Genomic DNA, 14,448 nt, shown 5'->3' on the forward strand with positions numbered 1-14,448 from the left:
CAGAATGTATATTCTGTACATGGAGACGATGTCACTGACAGAAGGTCGGCATCAGCTGGGCGAGGCGTCCACCCGGGCCAAGCATGCCCACCGGCCGACCGTGTTCACCCGGCAGGGTGAGCCGGAGTCGGTGCTGATCTCGATTGACGACTACCGCGCCCTGCTGTGGCAGGGGCTCAGCGAGGACGATCAGGCGTACGTGATGGAGCAGCACGCCGCCACGTTGCGCGGCGAGCAGGGCCAGGTGGCGGCCGAGTTCGCCGCCGCGACCGCCGAGGAACTGCTGGACCAGGCGCGTGAGCACTTCCGCGGCAAGCAGGCGTGAGCACTCCACGCCGCCTGCTGTGGAGGCAGACGCCTGAGTGGACCATGGGCGCGCTCAACGCCGAACTACAGGACGAGGCACTCGACGCACTGCGGCCGCTGCTGGTCGGCCCGATCCCACCCGAGGCGGCCATCCCGGACCCGGATGCCCCGGGCATCTACCACATGAATACTCCGCCGCCCATGGACATTGTGCCGACGGGGCAGTCTCGGCGGTCGACGAATCCCTGCGCGATGGACTGCACGGTGTGGGGCAGCGTGGCGACTCTGGATAGCTGCTGCAGCGGGGCGCAGAGCACCAGCACCGACAACTCGCCTGGCAGGCCGAAGGAGGCGCTGGCGTACATGCCGGTCCCGTCGGGGATTGGTGTCATGCCGGTGATCCGCCCGGACGCGCTGGCTGCGGTAGCGCCGCCTGTCACGACCTGCGTGCCTGGCGGGCACAGAACAGTTCCGCGAACAATGCCGGCTCTATCCAGAGGGAAGCGCCGGTTGACCTCCTGATACGTCGTTGGCGCCAGCCTTGCGGGGGCATGTGTCTGTGCTTGCTTGCCGCTGCCGGTTGCAGCCGAGGCTTTCAGGAAGCGGTGGTTGCCCGCGACCTGGACCGGCAGGAGAACTGGGCCGCTGACAGGGCTCACCCCGAGTTGGCTTGACGCGGACGTCGGCAAGACCGTCAAACGCGGCCGCACCCTCGCACGAAACAATCCGGAGGATGGCTGACGTGTCGTTTCATGGTGCTCTCCTGGCCTGGCGGGATCAATCCCCTGTCCGGCACCACGTGCCGACGCGCGCATCGACCATCTCCTGGAAGTCGGGGCACTGCTCCAGTGGTTCGTGGGCGCACATCAGCAGGTGGCTCAGGTACGTCTGCGCTGCACCCAGCCGTTCGATTTGGTCGCCGATGGCGTTGATCCGGTCGCGCACGGTGTGGCGCCAGTCGCTCGTCTCCTGATCGGTGAGGAGGCGCGAGATGTCGCCGATGCTCAGCATTCCCGTCTCGCGCCACAGGTGGACCAGCGCGATCCGCCGGATCTGGGCGGCGTCGTAGAAACGCTGCCCGTGGCGGCGATGCGGTGTGAGGAGTCCTTGGCGCTCCCAGTAGTGCAGGGTCGAGAGCGGGATTTCGAGGCTGTCGGCGATGGTCCGGATCGAAAGGATCGAAGGCAGTCCCCGATCCTCAGATGAGGGTTCCCGCCGGTCGGCGGCCATGGCCGGGGGCTCGGTCTCGGCCTGGGGGTGCTCCTTGGTCCTGTCGAACCAGACGAAGGTCCGCCGGTCGTCGTCCGCCTGCGCGGAGGCGGCTGGGGTCATGAGGCTCGCCGTCCCAGCCGGTGCGTCGGTGTGGTGTCCGCCGCCTGCTTGGCCGTAGCCTGCCTGAGCGCCGCCGGCCTGGTCATGGTCGGCCTGGGCTTCGGTGAGGGCGAGCCAGATCTCGGTGAGGCCGCGCCACAGCCGGCGCGGGGCGACGTGCGCCCGGATCTGCGGGTGGGTGGCGAGCCAGTCGTGGATCGCGGCGTTTACGTGCGCGGCGTCATCCTCGAAGACCAGGCGCAACGCCGGCTCGCTGCCGTCAGGTGGACAGGTGCGCGCCACGTGGTCGAGGAATTCGAGCAGATCGAGGACGTAGCCGAGGTTCCCGTCCCGATGAGGGGGCGTGGCCCACTCGTGAGGTGCGCTCCGTATCGCGGTCAGCAGGTCGGCACCACCGAAGCGGCCGGCACCACCGAATCGGCCGGCGCCGCCGAGGCGCTCACCGGCGTCGGGGCGGGGCGTGGGTGGCCGGCCCCGCGAGCCGGCGGCGGGGGCGGCCTTCGCGTGCAGCGCGATCACGTTCACCGGCGGGGCGAGATACAGCCCGACGACCTCGACGACCTCTGCCACCAACGCGGGAGCCGTGGCGAACGCGAACGTCCCCGAGCCCCTGGGAGAGATGCCCGCGTCACGCCACGCCCGGGCCACGGTGGCGGCGCCGATGCCGAGGCGGGCCGCGAGCAGCCGGCTGGACCAGCGCGTGACGCCCAGGCTCTCGGGTGGCGGCCTGAGCGTCGCCGCGACGATCTCCCGATGATCGAGGCGGCGCGGCCGTCCCCGCCGAGGCCGATCGTCCAGACCGGTCAGCCCTGAGCTGTCGTAGTGCCGGCGCCACGCGCTGACGGTCTTTCTGGTCACGCCGAGCCGCTCGGCGATGGCGTGGTTCGTCATCCCGTCGGCCGCCATCAGGACGATCTTCGCCCGTCGGGCGACCCGTGCGGGGACGCCCTGGTCGCGGCTCAGGGCCGCGAGCGACGCGCGGTCATCCTCCCGCAGGACCGGCGCGGCGGCCGTCCCGTTCCGCATGCCTCACCTCTCCGCGCCTCATGGGTAATGACTAATGATACGAAGCGTATGTCCTGGCTGAACGGCGGCGCCGGGAGGCCGCTCGCACGCCGGGGCCCGAGCTCGCAGGCGGCTCCGCGCCGCCGTCGGCGGAGCTGGGCGTGTACGGCAGCCGGCGGGTGCGGCAGGCCAGTACGCGATCCGCAGTCGCGACCTTCCCCACGGGCGAGTTGCACTCAACCCGAGTTGAGAAATGAGGCTTACCTAACAGGGCTGTGGGCGCGTGCTCACGGCGGGGTGACGCCTGCAGGAGGGTGCGATGTTGACGACCAACACCGATGCGAGCGCCGAGACCGGCCTCGGTCCGGGTGACCTGGTCGGTCTGGGGTCGGTTGATGGGACCATGCTCGGCCTGGTCGGCGGCAAGGCGGTCGGCCTCGGCGTGATGACGGCCGCCGAGTTCCCGGTGCCCGCCGGGTTCTGCGTCGCGACCGCCGCGTACCGGAGGTCGGTGTCCCTCGACGGCGTGCTGGAGGAGTTCGACCGGGCGACGACGGAGGAGGACCTGGTAAGGCTCGCGGGCGACGCGCGCCGGCGGATCATGAGCGCGCCGGTGCCACCGGACCTGGCCGAGAGCGTCGCGGCCGCCTACCGGCTGCTGGCCGTTGAGAAGGCCCCGGCCGTGGCGGTACGGTCGTCCGCGACGACCGAGGATTTGCCCGAGGCCAGCTTCGCCGGGCAACACGACACGTACCTCGATGTCCGCGGCGTCGGCAAGGTGCTCGACGCCGTCCGCCGGTGCTGGGCATCGCTGTGGTCCGACCGCGCGGTGCTGTACCGGGCGGCGAACGGCGTCGATCAGCGCGAGGCCGAGATCGCGGTGGTCGTGCAGGTCATGGTCGAGGCGCGGCACGCCGGTGTGCTGTTCACCGTCGACCCGATGAGTGAGCGGCGTACCGAGATGGTGGTCGAGGCGGTGGCCGGTCTCGGTGAGGGCCTGGTGTCCGGCACCGTCAGGCCCGACCAGTACCGGATCGGGCCTGGCGCCGTCAGCGTGCGGGGCTCCGGTGAGCTCAGCCGCGCTCAGTTGCGGGAGCTCTGGGCGCTGGGCCGGTGCCTGGAGGAGCTGTTCGGCTCGCCGCAGGACATCGAGTGGGCCTACGACACGTCCGGGCGATTGTGGATCACCCAGTCCCGACCGATCACCACACTGTTCCCGGTGCCCGAGGCGGCTCAGGAGCGGCCGCGGGTGTATTGGTCGCTCAACGCCTACCAGGGCCTGACTCAACCGTTCACGCCCATCGGCGCCTACCTGATCCGGCTGCGGCAGATGTCGTTCCAGCCAGGACTGGCCGGGTCCGGCATCGCCCCGCAGATCCCCGGCGTGCACGGCTGGCTGTACTGGGATGTCACCGACGGCGCCTACAGCGACAGCCGCCGCGCCCGGCTGGCCCATCTCATCGACGCCTTCACCGCCCCGGCCGGGCGGGCGCTGCTCGATCACGCCGACGAGCTGCGACCGTCGTCCGGAATCGATCCGCTGGCCTGCGCGCCGCCCCGCGAGCACCGCGCACACTGGTGGCGCGTCGTCTACGCGCTCGCCTTCCCCCGGGCCGCGCGGGCCGGCATCGTGGCCAGGTCGGAGAAACTGGTGAGCCGGTACGCCGGCCCGGCGCGGGCGAGCGCGGAAGAGCGGCTGGACTTCGTCGAAAGGGTCGCGCCCGAGGTCGCGCGCATCGAACTGGACCTGCCGCGCGAGTACGCCGGGCAGCGAGCGGCGCAGATCGGCTCGCGCCTCCTGTCCCGCGTGGCCGGCGAGGCCGAGATCAACGCCGTCTTCCGCGGCGTCCCCGGCAACCCCACCACCGAGATGGACCTCTCCCTGTGGCGGCTGTCGCGGCGTATCCGCGACGACGCGGCGTGCGCGGCGCTGTTCGCCGAGCACGATCCCGCGCGACTGGCCGCCGGCTACGCGGCCGAGACCCTTCCCGAGACCCTGCAGCAGGGCGTGTCCCGGTTCCTGCGGGAGTACGGGTTCCGGGCCCGCGCGGAGATCGACCTCGGCGTGCCCCGCTGGTCGAACGATCCCGAGCCGGTCTTCGCCATGCTCGCCACCTACCTGCTGACCACCGACCCCGCCCAGGACGCCGAACGCTACTTCACCGACGCGGCGCACGCGGCGGAGAGGACACTGCGCGAACTCGTCGGACGGCTGCCTCTGCGGCGCCTCCCGCACGCTGTCGCGGCCGGGTTCATGCTCCGCCGTTCCAGGGCGCTGCGCGGACTGCGCGAGCACGGCAAGGTCTACCTGATGCGCGGGTACGCCCACATCCGCGACCAGCTTCTGCTCATCGGCGAGGACCTGGTCCGGCACGGCAGGCTCACCCGGCGCGAGGATGTGATGTTCCTCGTCCCCGCGGAACTGCGGTCAGGGCTGGGCGGTGAGGACCTGCGGGCGACCGCCGACGAGCGGCGGGCTCGATACGCGCGGGAGTGCAGGCGGCCACGGGTTCCGTCACTGGTGCTGTCCGACGGGCGGGCCCTCGAACTGCGCGGGCAGCCTGCCGGGGACTCCTCCGGCCAGAGCCTGCGGGGCCTGGCCGCCGCGTCCGGCGTCGTGACGGCCACCGCGCGCGTCGTCCACGATCCGAACGCGGTGCAACTCCAGCCCGGCGAGATCCTGGTCGTCGCCGCCACCGACCCCGGGTGGACGCCGCTGTTCCTCACCGCGGGCGCGCTGGTGTCGGAGACGGGTGGCCTCACCTCGCACGGGACCACGGTCGCCAGGGAGTACGGCATCCCCGCCGTCGTCGGGGTCAGCGACGCGACCCGCGTCATCCGCACCGGCGACAGGATCACCGTCGACGGCTCCGCCGGCACCGTCACCATCCACCACGACTGACGAGCGGGTCATCCTGTACGGCTACTGCCACTCGCCTATGGAACGGACCCAACTCGGCTATGTTGTCGCCGCGACGGAGTGACGCATCGCTGGGCATGGTGGGCCGTGTACATCGAGTTACGGAATCGCGATCAAGGACCATGCGCCCGCTCTGCATGATTACCATCCGTCACCGCTTCACGGAGTTTGATCCAGATCCACTTGTCATCGACAGAACCAGTGGGGTGAACGGTGCGGGTCATGGCTTTGTTGAAGGCAGCTTGACAGCAGGAGGGTGTTGTCGGGCGAGGGTGGCCAGGGTGCGGCCACCCAGTCGCATGCGAGCTCACTCGCGCTGCGGTCCTGTGTTCAGGGCGGTCATGAAACGGGTGAGAAGCGGGCCCATATCCCCGGCCCGCCAGACCAGGTGCAAGGTGGTGGCGGTACCCGCGAGTCGTCGAGCCGTCACGCCATCTCGGTGCAGCACTCGATAGGAGTCGGCCATCACGGCCGCGCCGAACCCGGCGGCGACCAGCGCGAGGATGGTCTGGACGGTCCGGCCCCGTGCGCCGACGCGCGGTACGATCCCGGCGTGGTGGCACAACGAGGTGATCTCGTCGTGCGCGTGGGGCGCGGATTCGCGTGGCCACAGCACCAGGGGGATCTCGCTGAGTACGGATACCGGTGCCGGTTCACGGGTCGTGGCCAGGGCGTGCCCCGCCGGCAGGAAGAGGGTCAACGGCTCTCGCGTCCAGACTCGTGTGGCGAGACGGGCGTCGCGGACCGGCAGCCGCTGCACGGCCACGTCGAGGCTTCCGTCCAGGATGCCGGCCGACATCTCGGCGTCGTCGAACAGCTCCACCAGGGACAGGTCGACGTCGGGGAGTTCCGCTCGCAGCCGGCCGAGGGCGCCTCCCAGCGCGCCGTTGATGCCCGATCCGGCGAACCCGACCGTCACCCGGCCGGTCTTGCCTTCGGCGGCCAGCCGTACGTCGTGCAGAGCGGCTTCTGCTTCGGCCAGCATGCGCACGGCTCGCCGGAGCAGCGCCGCGCCGGCCGCGGTGGGAGCGAGGCCTCGGCCGGTGCGGACGAACAGCTCAGTATCCAAGCGTCGTTCCAGGTCACGCAGTTGCCGGCTCAGGGTCGGCTGGGTCAGTCGCAGGCGGCGAGCGGCTCCGCTGATGGATCCCTCTTCGGCGATCACCACCAGGTAGCCCATCACCCGCACATCCATCCATGCCTCCACAGCATGGATGGTATATCGATCGATGCCTTGCAGTAGGCGGGTTGGGGTCCTCGGGGGAAGAATGAAGCCGTCCCGCTGTTCTGAAACGCCGGAGTCGTCGTGAAACACCTTGGAGTCCTCGCTCACAGCACGGGAGGAGCCGCCCTTTGCTTCCTCACCTTCTGCGAGGAGGGATTTCGCCGGACCGGTCGCAACGAGCATCCCGACGTCACCCTGGACTACGTCGCCTTCGGGTACAGCATGCCCGCCTGGGAGAGCGGAGATCACGCGACCGTCCGGGCCACCCTGGCCACCAGCGCGCGGCGGCTCGCCCGGGCCGGCGCCGACTTCTTCGCCTGTCCGGACAACACCGCCCACATGGCTCTGGAGGTGCCGGGACCGGACCTCCCGCTGCCGGGTCTCCACATCGCCGAGGTCGTCGCGGACCAGGCCGCGGCCGAGGGGCGTACCCGTGTCGGCGTGCTGGGCACCACGTACACGATGGACGGCCCGATGTACCCGCGGGCGTTCGCCTCCCGTGGGATCGCCGCGGAACTGCCGGACGCCGACGACCGTGACCTCGTCAACGAGGTGATCTTCAAGGAGCTGGTGAACGGTGTGATCAGCGACGCGTCGCGCCAGCAGTACCTCCGCGTCATCGAACGGCTGGCCGGCCGGGGCTGTGACGCGGTCGCGCTCGTCTGCACCGAGATCCCGTTGCTGATCACGCCCGATGTTTCGTGCCTGCCGACGTTGGATTCGACCCGTCTGCTGGCCCGTGCGGCCTACGACGTCGCTGTCGGCGAGCGTGCGATGCCTGATTGGCGCGGTGGACCTCGATGAGCCCGGGAGGCCGCGCGACCTTCTCCCATCCCGAACGGCGCCTCGAGGCGCTGGGGCTGAGGTTGCCGGAGGTCGTGCCTCCGGTCGCGGCCTACGTGCCCGCCGTACGCAGCGGTGATCACATCCACATCTCGGGCCAGGTGCCGCTGCGGGAGGGGCGGCTGATCGCGACCGGCCGGCTCGGTGACACGGTCAGCGTGGAAGTCGCCTACGAGTGCGCGTGTCAGTGCGCGCTGAACGCGCTGGCGGCGCTGAAGGCGGAGATCGGCGATCTGGCGGCGGTGGCCCGCGTGGTCAAGGCCCTGGTGTTCGTCGCGTCGACGCCCGGTTTCACCCGGCTCCCACAGGTCGGCGATGGGGCGTCGGACCTGCTCTGCGAACTTTTCGGCGACGCCGGACGGCATGCCCGCTCGGCGGTCGGGGTGTCGGCGCTGCCGCTGAACTCTCCCGTCGAACTGGAACTTCTGATCGAGATTCGCCGACCGGCACGCGGCTGAGCCCGCGAATCCCCGGAGCCCCCGGCCGCCGGCCCGTGGGGACGGCAACACCTTTCCGTCACAAGGAGCGCGTACGCATGCCCGTGAAAGTCCCGGCGGCGATCGTCGGTTCAGGCAACATCGGAACGGACTTGCTCTACAAGTTGCGCCGATCCGAACTCGTCGATCCTCGTTTCATGATCGGAATCGACCCGGGCAGCGAGGGCCTGCGGCGGGCCAAGGACCTGGGTGTCGAGGTGTCCGCGGAGGGCGTCGACTGGCTGCTCAGCCGATCGGACCGGCCCCCGTTGGTCTTCGAGGCGACCTCGGCGAAGGTACACGCCGCGGCCGCGCCACGCTACGCGGCCGCGGGGATCACCGCGATCGACCTGACACCCGCGTCGGTCGGCCCCTGGGTCGTCCCCGCCGTCAACCTCGACGATCACCTGCAGGCGCCGAACCTCAACATGGTCAGCTGCGCGGGGCAAGCCACCATCCCCCTCCTGTACGCGATCGACCAGGTCGCCGACGTCTCGTACGGCGAGATCGTCGCCACCATCGCGAGCGCCGGTGCGGGTCCGGGCACTCGGCGCAATCTCAGCGAGTTCAGCGAGAAGACCGGACAGGCCCTGACCGCCGTCGCCGGGGTCGACGAGGCCAAGGCGTTCTCGCTGATCAATCCTGCCGAGCCGCCCATGGTCATGCGCGACACCGTGTACGCGAGGGTTCGCCGGTCTGACGCCGAGCGAATCGAGCAGGCCGTAGGAGACATCGTCGCCGAAGTCCAACGGTACGTGCCGGGTTACCGGCTGCGATTCCTGGAGGTCGACGGCAACCTGGTCACCGTCATGGTGCAGGTGGAGGGCGCCGGCGATTTCCTGCCCGCCTACGCGGGCAATCTCGACATCATCACCGCCGCCGCGATCGCCGTCGCCGAACGGATCGCGGAGAAGACCCTGGGAGCCGCCCGATGATCACTCTCGTGGACACGAGCCTGCGCGACGGCATGAGCAGCGTCTCGCACCAGTTCACACCCGAACAGGTCGGCGCGGTGGCCGGTGGCCTCGACCGGGCGGGCGTCCGGGTCATCGAGGTCGCCCACGGCATCGGCATCGGCGCCTCCTCGATCCAGTACGGCTTCGCCGCCGCCACGGACGTCGCGTATGTACAGGCCGCCGTCGCCGCGGTGGACAGAGCGGACATCGCCGTGTTGTACGTGCCGGGGATCTCGACGCTCGCGGCCTTGGACGCCATCCGCGACGCCGGGGCGAGCACGGTACGGGTCGCCACGCACTGCACCGAGGCCGACTGCGCCGAGCAGCCGATCCGCCACGCCCGCGAGCAGGGCATGCGCGTCATGAGCTTCCTGATGATGAGCCACAAGCTCGAACCGGCGGCACTCGCCGAGCAGGCCGCCAAGCTGGACTCCTACGGCGCGCAGGTGATCTACGTGGTCGACTCCGCCGGGGCGCTCGTGCCCCGTTCGGCCGGAGCCCGTGTCGCCGCGCTGCGCGACGCGGTCCACGCGGACATCGGCTTCCACGCCCACAACAACCTGGGCGTGGGCATCGGCAACACGCTCGCCGCGGTCGAGAACGGCGCGACCTACGTCGACGGTTCGCTCCGAGGCCTGGGAGCCAGCGCCGGCAACGCCCAGACGGAGGCGCTCGCGGCGGCGCTGGAACGTTCCGGTCACCACCCGGGAGTCGACGTCCTGGCCCTGATCGAGGTCGCCGAACACCTCCTCGCGCCGTTGATGACCGAACCGCAGATCATCGACGAGACCGCGCTCCTGCTCGGCTACACCGGTCTCTACTCCACCTTCTTCCACCCGGCGAAGCGCGCCGCGGACAAGTACGGCCTACCAGTGCGCACGCTTCTCCTGGAACTGGCGCGACGCGAGGTCATCGGAGGCCAGGAAGACATGATCATCGACGTGGCGGCGGAGCTGTCGGGCCGAGCGCGAGGCGCGTGAACGATGAAGCCTTCTGAGATCCGGGAGGCGGCGGCCGCGCTGCTCCACGCCCACCGGTCAGGCCTACCGATTCCTCCCCTGAGCACCACCTATCCCGGCGCGACCATCTCCGACGCCTACCGGATCCAGCAGCAGCAGGTGCGGTCCTGGACCGAGGCCGGAGACCAGGTCCGCGGCCACAAGATCGGCCTCGTCTCGGCCGCCATCCAGCGGCAGATGGGCGTCCACGAGCCGGACTACGGCCATCTGACCGCGAGCATGCTCCACCCCGAGCACCGGCCGATCCCCTACCGCGGGTTCATCCAGCCCCGGATCGAGCCGGAGATCGCCTTCGTCCTGGGCGCCCCTCTCCGGGGACCCGGCGTGACCGTCGACGACGCCATCAGGTCGGTGCGATACCTGCTGCCGGCGCTGGAAATCGTCGACTCCCGGATCCAGGACTGGAAGATCTCGATCGTCGACACGATCGCCGACAACGCATCGTCCGGGGCGGCGATCCTCGGAAGCACGCCGATCGATCCCGCGGACGCCGACCTGCGATCCGCGAACTGCACACTGATGAGGAACGGCAAGATCACCGAAACCGGCAGCGGAACGGCGGTCCTCGGTACTCCGTTCAACGCACTGGCCTGGCTGGCCAACGCCATCGGTGCGCTGGGGGTGTCGCTGGAGCCAGGCCAGGTGGTGCTGTCCGGCTCCATCACCAGGGCCATCACGATCGCGCCGGGCGACAGCGTCACAGCGGACTTCCCCGGGATCGGCCGAGTCACGGCAATCCTGGCTGAAGAAGGCTCGTCCTGACATACGACTTGGGTCGTGGGATCGAGACCCGCGTGACGCGAGTGCAGGCCCGCGCCCACGCCGCGGACGCCCGCGGCGACGACACTCTGGAGCGCGGCGCGGAAGCATTCAACTTCGCCGCGCTCATCCTCAGCGACGGCGGCCACCCCGCCCTTGCACGAGACCTGTGCTGACAGCACACTCGTGCCTTCCTCGCCGGCGGCCGTTCGCCATCCCGGCAGCCAAGATTGCCCTGCAGCCACTGATCAACCTCGGCAGGCTCCTGCCCGCGACGGCGTTTCCCGACAGAAGACTGTGTGCACCTGAAGTCCAAGGTCGAATCGCTCACGGCGATCAAAAGCCACTCGAGCGTCTCCCGCCGCGAATTCTGGAGAGGCACTCCCTGACCGATACCTGTGATCAGGCCGCTCAGGGGATGCGCCGTACGGTGTCGGTGACCTTGCCGTCCTTCATCTCGGCGGAGAGCTTGAACGAGCGGGACTTTACCTCGGTAGAGAACCAGCGGACGCCGCCTGGACCGCCCGCCGGGCCGAGCGGAAGCTCTGCCGAGGTGCCGTCCGAGTAGCTGATGCGGATCTTACGCACTCCGGTCCCCGCGAAGCCGATGAGGACGTTGTCGCTGGGCAGGCCGAGCTCCAGCACGTCATGCATGATTGTCATCGGCGCCCGGCCGTACTCCGGCTTCCAGTCGAAGGTCCCGCCGCCGCCATCCACGATCTCGGCCCGGCGGGAGAGCACGCGGAGCGCGGACGTGAAGGTTCCGTCCTGCAGTCCGGCGCTCATGGCCCAGGCCCGTTCGACGTTCCTGCCGTGCGTGACGACACGCAACGGACGGTTCTCATCGTCGGTGGGCGGGAACAGAAGTTCGGGAGGATACTCCAGGATCTGGCCACGCGCCCGCTCGACGGCTTCAGGGCCAGCCGGGCGCAGACCTCGTACGAACGCGTCCACCATGTGGTCGGCCAGTCCCAGCGCGGACACCTTGACGATCACGCCGTTCTCCCGCCAGAGCCGGACCTTGGGCGTCATGAGGACCCGGTCCTGGTGCACCCAGTCCATGCTGAGCGATCCGCCGGACAGCAGGTCGCCACCCGCCAGGCCGGTGGTGCCGCGGATCTCCCGAGGCTCTCCCATGACGGTGGCACCGGCGAGAACCGCCATGCCGGCATCGCCGGGCAACTGGCTGACGGAGACTCTGGCGCGCGCCTGCCGGTTGGTCCAGACCTGCTCCGTTCCGCCGAGTTCAGCCTGCCAGTTGCCGACCGGTAGCGAACCCGTCTTGACGAGATCCAGTCCCCGCGGCAGATACGCGGCGTCGATCCGGGGCCGCCGCAGATCCTCTGCCACTCCGTTGGCCGCCCTGATCAGTTCGGCATCCGACAACCCGTGGCCCAGCACCGCGAACGACTCGAAGTCCTGACTCGTCTTAACCGGCCAGGTGATCCAGCGGTGCTGTCCCGCTCCGCCCATGGTCGCCTCGTGCTTGTCCAGCTTGACCGGCTGGCCAACGTGCGGCTGCTCCCAGTTGTACGGCTGCTCCCAGTCCTCCGACTGTGTTACCAGGACGGCCAGCGTCCTGTCGCCGGGTGCGTCACCTTCCGCGTACGCCGTGACCGGATCCCGCTCGGCGTCCGATGTGACGATCTGCTCCAGATGGAGGTCTCCTGGCTGCTCCGGCAGAAGCAGCGCCGCAGCGGCCGCCACGTCGCCGCCGCATCCAGTGCCCAGGACGATGAGTGCAGCCGCCACGAACACGCGCAAGGATCTCATCCCTGCTTTGACGCGATCTTCCGTGCGCGAGTTCTCCCTGCCGCGGGATTCTCTTGCCTGAATCAGGCCGTACGCCGTCTGACGACGTCATGCCTGAACCTCACAACGGCGAGCCATCCGGCGAGTCTGTAGTCGCAAAGCGAGAGCTGTGCTCGGATGCGGAATGATCGAGACCGCTCCGATGGTCTGTTTCGGGCTCAGCGTGATCCGGCGGTCGTTGCCGCGGGCGGCGACACCGATGCGGTAGGTCTCCTGGGCGCGGCCGGACAGGGTGGCGACGCGGGCGTCCAGGTCGGGAATCCGCGCCAAGGCGGCTCGCTCCAGAAGCATCTCCTGGGTGCGGGCCAGGAGCCCGACGTCGCCCCCTTCCACATAGCGGCGCAGGTCGTCGTGCTGGGCGAGCTTCTCGGCCGCGTCGCCGCCGGCCGGCGCGGCGCTGAGTGCCATCCTCACTGAGCAGGCTGAGACAGTCGAGCTCGAGTTCGCCGAGTTCCGGGTGCAGGAGGCGCTTGCGGCCGGCCCGCCGTACCGCGACCTCGTGGTGTGCCCACAGGTCGGCGAACTCGTGACTGCGGGACAGCAACTCGCCGATGAGAGCGGCGACCTGCTCGTCCCCGCCGCGCCGCCACGGCGCGCGGATTCGCGACTGATGGCGATGCTCGTCGGGGTGATAGCGGGAGCGTGCCGCCGGATCGGTGAACCACCGGTGGACTACCACGCTGACCCCGGCGATCGCGATCGCCGACGTACCGGACGAGCGTTATTTCTTGATCTCGTAGCGCATGAGTACCACGCCGTTTTCGAACGGGGTGGCCCCGATGAGCTTCAGGTTCTGCCGATCCTGGAAAACGTGCCTGCCCTTGCCGCGGGTGACCGGGCAGACGAGCAGGCTGAGCTCGTCGACGAGGCCGGCGTCCAGCATGGACTGCATGAGCGTCAGGCTCCCCCACAGCCAGATGTCCTTGCCGCTTCGCTGCTTGAGTTCCCGGATGGTGGCGGCCGGGTCGCGCGTCACGGTCGCGGCGGGAAAGTCGCCCCAGGGGGCGTCGTCCAGTTTCGACGAGGCGACGAACTTGGTGAGGTTGTTGAGCTTCTCGCCGTACTCGCCCTGGTCGGTGGCGTACGCCCAGCCCGTGGACTGGGCGTAGGTGTTCGCGCCGAGAATCAGCGTGTCGACCGCGTCGATGAGCCCCATCACGGTCGCCTTGTACGCGGGCTCGGTCTTCTCGGAGAAGGGCTCCACTGACACGAAACTAAGCCCGCCGTCCTCCTCCGCGGCGATGTTGTCGACCGTAACCCACTGCTGAACGATGAGCTTTCGCATGGCTGACCGTGCCTTTCGAGTAGCTGTTTGTCCCTAGGACGAAGCCGACTCCGGGTTCTCGACATCCGGAAAACTACTTTGCCGGGACGTAAGATCGGCGGCTTGGCTACGCTGGCCGCCCGAGCGGTCGATCGATCTCCGGGGCGCGACGTGGATGGAGCCTGACGTGACAGCGAGGGGCCGGTGGGGAGCTCTCCTCATGACGGCTGTTCTGCTGACCGGCGGCGCCGCGCACGCGTCAGCGGGCGAGCCGATCAAGGTGTCGGCCCGGCAGGTGCTGACGACCGGCGGGCATGGTGATCTCACCTCGGTGGTGTTCGGCAGGCTGAGGGGCGAGCCGATCGCCATCAGCGCGGGCCGTGAGGGGAGCGTGCGGTTCTGGCGGCTTCCCTCGTTCCGGCCCGCCGCCGAGCCGATGGACGGCACGCGGGCCGGATACCTGGAGGTCGGCGGACGCCCGGCGGTCTTCACCGTCGGCGCTTACGGCGGCCGCCTGTGGGATCTGGAGAC

15 protein-coding genes and 1 pseudogene are annotated in these 14,448 nt (G+C 69.6%); 9 read left to right on the forward strand and 7 right to left on the reverse strand.

Annotated elements, in window-relative coordinates; translation table 11 throughout:
* The first annotated feature begins 19 nt into the window (after positions 1-19).
* Positions 20-325 (forward strand): type II toxin-antitoxin system Phd/YefM family antitoxin, encoded by a 306-nt coding sequence (locus ACFWY5_RS52170; RefSeq protein WP_379639505.1) that lies wholly within the window; start codon positions 20-22, stop codon positions 323-325.
* A gap of 157 nt (positions 326-482) precedes the next feature.
* Here ACFWY5_RS52170 and ACFWY5_RS52175 read toward each other — a convergent pair whose 3' ends face one another.
* Positions 483-698, reverse strand: coding sequence for a hypothetical protein (locus ACFWY5_RS52175; RefSeq protein WP_379639506.1), 216 nt, complete (start codon positions 696-698; stop codon positions 483-485).
* Positions 699-1,083: 385 nt separating this feature from the next.
* Complete coding sequence (locus ACFWY5_RS52180; protein WP_379616094.1) at positions 1,084-2,664, reverse strand: MerR family transcriptional regulator; 1,581 nt, start codon at positions 2,662-2,664, stop codon at positions 1,084-1,086.
* A gap of 298 nt (positions 2,665-2,962) precedes the next feature.
* Between ACFWY5_RS52180 and ACFWY5_RS52185 the strand changes: the two genes are divergently transcribed.
* Entirely contained in the window at positions 2,963-5,545 is a 2,583-nt protein-coding gene (locus ACFWY5_RS52185; RefSeq protein ID WP_379639507.1) for a PEP/pyruvate-binding domain-containing protein, read from the forward strand.
* Positions 5,546-5,870: 325 nt separating this feature from the next.
* Here ACFWY5_RS52185 and ACFWY5_RS52190 read toward each other — a convergent pair whose 3' ends face one another.
* A complete protein-coding gene (locus tag ACFWY5_RS52190) occupies positions 5,871-6,758 on the reverse strand; it encodes a LysR family transcriptional regulator (protein ID WP_379639508.1) in 888 nt (295 codons plus the stop codon).
* A gap of 111 nt (positions 6,759-6,869) precedes the next feature.
* Here ACFWY5_RS52190 and ACFWY5_RS52195 point away from each other — a divergent pair, with 111 nt between their 5' ends.
* The 6 genes from ACFWY5_RS52195 (at position 6,870) to ACFWY5_RS52220 (ending at position 11,017) form a co-directional block, all read left to right on the forward strand.
* Positions 6,870-7,592 (forward strand): aspartate/glutamate racemase family protein, encoded by a 723-nt coding sequence (locus tag ACFWY5_RS52195; RefSeq protein ID WP_379639509.1) that lies wholly within the window; start codon positions 6,870-6,872, stop codon positions 7,590-7,592.
* Entirely contained in the window at positions 7,589-8,089 is a 501-nt protein-coding gene (locus ACFWY5_RS52200) for a RidA family protein (RefSeq protein WP_379616086.1), read from the forward strand. Before ACFWY5_RS52195 ends, ACFWY5_RS52200 begins: the two co-directional genes overlap by 4 nt.
* Positions 8,090-8,166: 77 nt before the next feature.
* The gene (locus ACFWY5_RS52205; protein WP_379616084.1) at positions 8,167-9,042 is read left to right on the forward strand and encodes an acetaldehyde dehydrogenase (acetylating); all 876 of its coding nucleotides are present in this window, start codon (positions 8,167-8,169) and stop codon (positions 9,040-9,042) included.
* Entirely contained in the window at positions 9,039-10,043 is a 1,005-nt protein-coding gene (gene dmpG, locus ACFWY5_RS52210; RefSeq protein ID WP_379639510.1) for a 4-hydroxy-2-oxovalerate aldolase, read from the forward strand. The genes ACFWY5_RS52205 and dmpG overlap by 4 nt, the downstream gene beginning before the upstream one ends.
* Positions 10,044-10,046: 3 nt before the next feature.
* Positions 10,047-10,844: a 2-keto-4-pentenoate hydratase gene (locus ACFWY5_RS52215; protein ID WP_379639511.1), complete on the forward strand. Its 798-nt coding sequence runs from the start codon at positions 10,047-10,049 to the stop codon at positions 10,842-10,844.
* Between the two features lie 32 nt (positions 10,845-10,876).
* Positions 10,877-11,017 carry a hypothetical protein gene (locus ACFWY5_RS52220; protein ID WP_379639512.1) on the forward strand — a complete coding sequence of 47 codons (141 nt, stop codon included), beginning with the start codon at positions 10,877-10,879 and terminating at the stop codon, positions 11,015-11,017.
* Between the two features lie 235 nt (positions 11,018-11,252).
* Here ACFWY5_RS52220 and ACFWY5_RS52225 read toward each other — a convergent pair whose 3' ends face one another.
* The 4 genes and pseudogenes from ACFWY5_RS52225 to ACFWY5_RS52240 form a co-directional block, all read right to left on the reverse strand.
* Positions 11,253-12,614, reverse strand: a complete 1,362-nt coding sequence (locus ACFWY5_RS52225; protein WP_379639513.1) for a hypothetical protein — start codon at positions 12,612-12,614, stop codon at positions 11,253-11,255.
* Positions 12,615-12,701: 87 nt separating this feature from the next.
* Positions 12,702-13,061 carry a hypothetical protein gene (locus tag ACFWY5_RS52230; RefSeq protein WP_379639517.1) on the reverse strand — a complete coding sequence of 120 codons (360 nt, stop codon included), beginning with the start codon at positions 13,059-13,061 and terminating at the stop codon, positions 12,702-12,704.
* Between the two features lie 49 nt (positions 13,062-13,110).
* Positions 13,111-13,332: pseudogene (locus ACFWY5_RS52235) on the reverse strand (transcriptional regulator); the annotation flags it as partial.
* Between the two features lie 42 nt (positions 13,333-13,374).
* Complete coding sequence (locus ACFWY5_RS52240; protein WP_379639514.1) at positions 13,375-13,938, reverse strand: dihydrofolate reductase family protein; 564 nt, start codon at positions 13,936-13,938, stop codon at positions 13,375-13,377.
* A gap of 199 nt (positions 13,939-14,137) precedes the next feature.
* On the opposite strand from ACFWY5_RS52240, the gene ACFWY5_RS52245 reads away from it, so the two are divergent.
* A partial coding sequence (locus ACFWY5_RS52245; protein WP_379639515.1) for a hypothetical protein occupies positions 14,138-14,448 on the forward strand: 311 nt, incomplete at its 3' end.

Origin of the sequence: Nonomuraea sp. NPDC059007 (assembly GCF_042740555.1) — a bacterium.
Taxonomy (GTDB): domain Bacteria; phylum Actinomycetota; class Actinomycetes; order Streptosporangiales; family Streptosporangiaceae; genus Nonomuraea.

Excerpts from the sequence above, each read along its gene's own strand:
- ACFWY5_RS52175 (WP_379639506.1), bottom strand. The coding sequence starts at position 698 with ATGACACCAATCCCCGACGGGACCGGCATGTACGCCAGCGCCTCCTTC.
- ACFWY5_RS52185 (WP_379639507.1), top strand. The coding sequence starts at position 2,963 with ATGTTGACGACCAACACCGATGCGAGCGCCGAGACCGGCCTCGGTCCG.
- ACFWY5_RS52215 (WP_379639511.1), top strand. The coding sequence starts at position 10,047 with ATGAAGCCTTCTGAGATCCGGGAGGCGGCGGCCGCGCTGCTCCACGCC.
- ACFWY5_RS52190 (WP_379639508.1), bottom strand. The coding sequence starts at position 6,758 with ATGGATGTGCGGGTGATGGGCTACCTGGTGGTGATCGCCGAAGAGGGA.
- ACFWY5_RS52200 (WP_379616086.1), top strand. The coding sequence starts at position 7,589 with ATGAGCCCGGGAGGCCGCGCGACCTTCTCCCATCCCGAACGGCGCCTC.
- ACFWY5_RS52205 (WP_379616084.1), top strand. The coding sequence starts at position 8,167 with ATGCCCGTGAAAGTCCCGGCGGCGATCGTCGGTTCAGGCAACATCGGA.
- ACFWY5_RS52240 (WP_379639514.1), bottom strand. The coding sequence starts at position 13,938 with ATGCGAAAGCTCATCGTTCAGCAGTGGGTTACGGTCGACAACATCGCC.
- ACFWY5_RS52180 (WP_379616094.1), bottom strand. The coding sequence starts at position 2,664 with ATGCGGAACGGGACGGCCGCCGCGCCGGTCCTGCGGGAGGATGACCGC.
- ACFWY5_RS52170 (WP_379639505.1), top strand. The coding sequence starts at position 20 with ATGGAGACGATGTCACTGACAGAAGGTCGGCATCAGCTGGGCGAGGCG.
- ACFWY5_RS52230 (WP_379639517.1), bottom strand. The coding sequence starts at position 13,061 with ATGGCACTCAGCGCCGCGCCGGCCGGCGGCGACGCGGCCGAGAAGCTC.
- ACFWY5_RS52225 (WP_379639513.1), bottom strand. The coding sequence starts at position 12,614 with ATGAGATCCTTGCGCGTGTTCGTGGCGGCTGCACTCATCGTCCTGGGC.
- dmpG (WP_379639510.1), top strand. The coding sequence starts at position 9,039 with ATGATCACTCTCGTGGACACGAGCCTGCGCGACGGCATGAGCAGCGTC.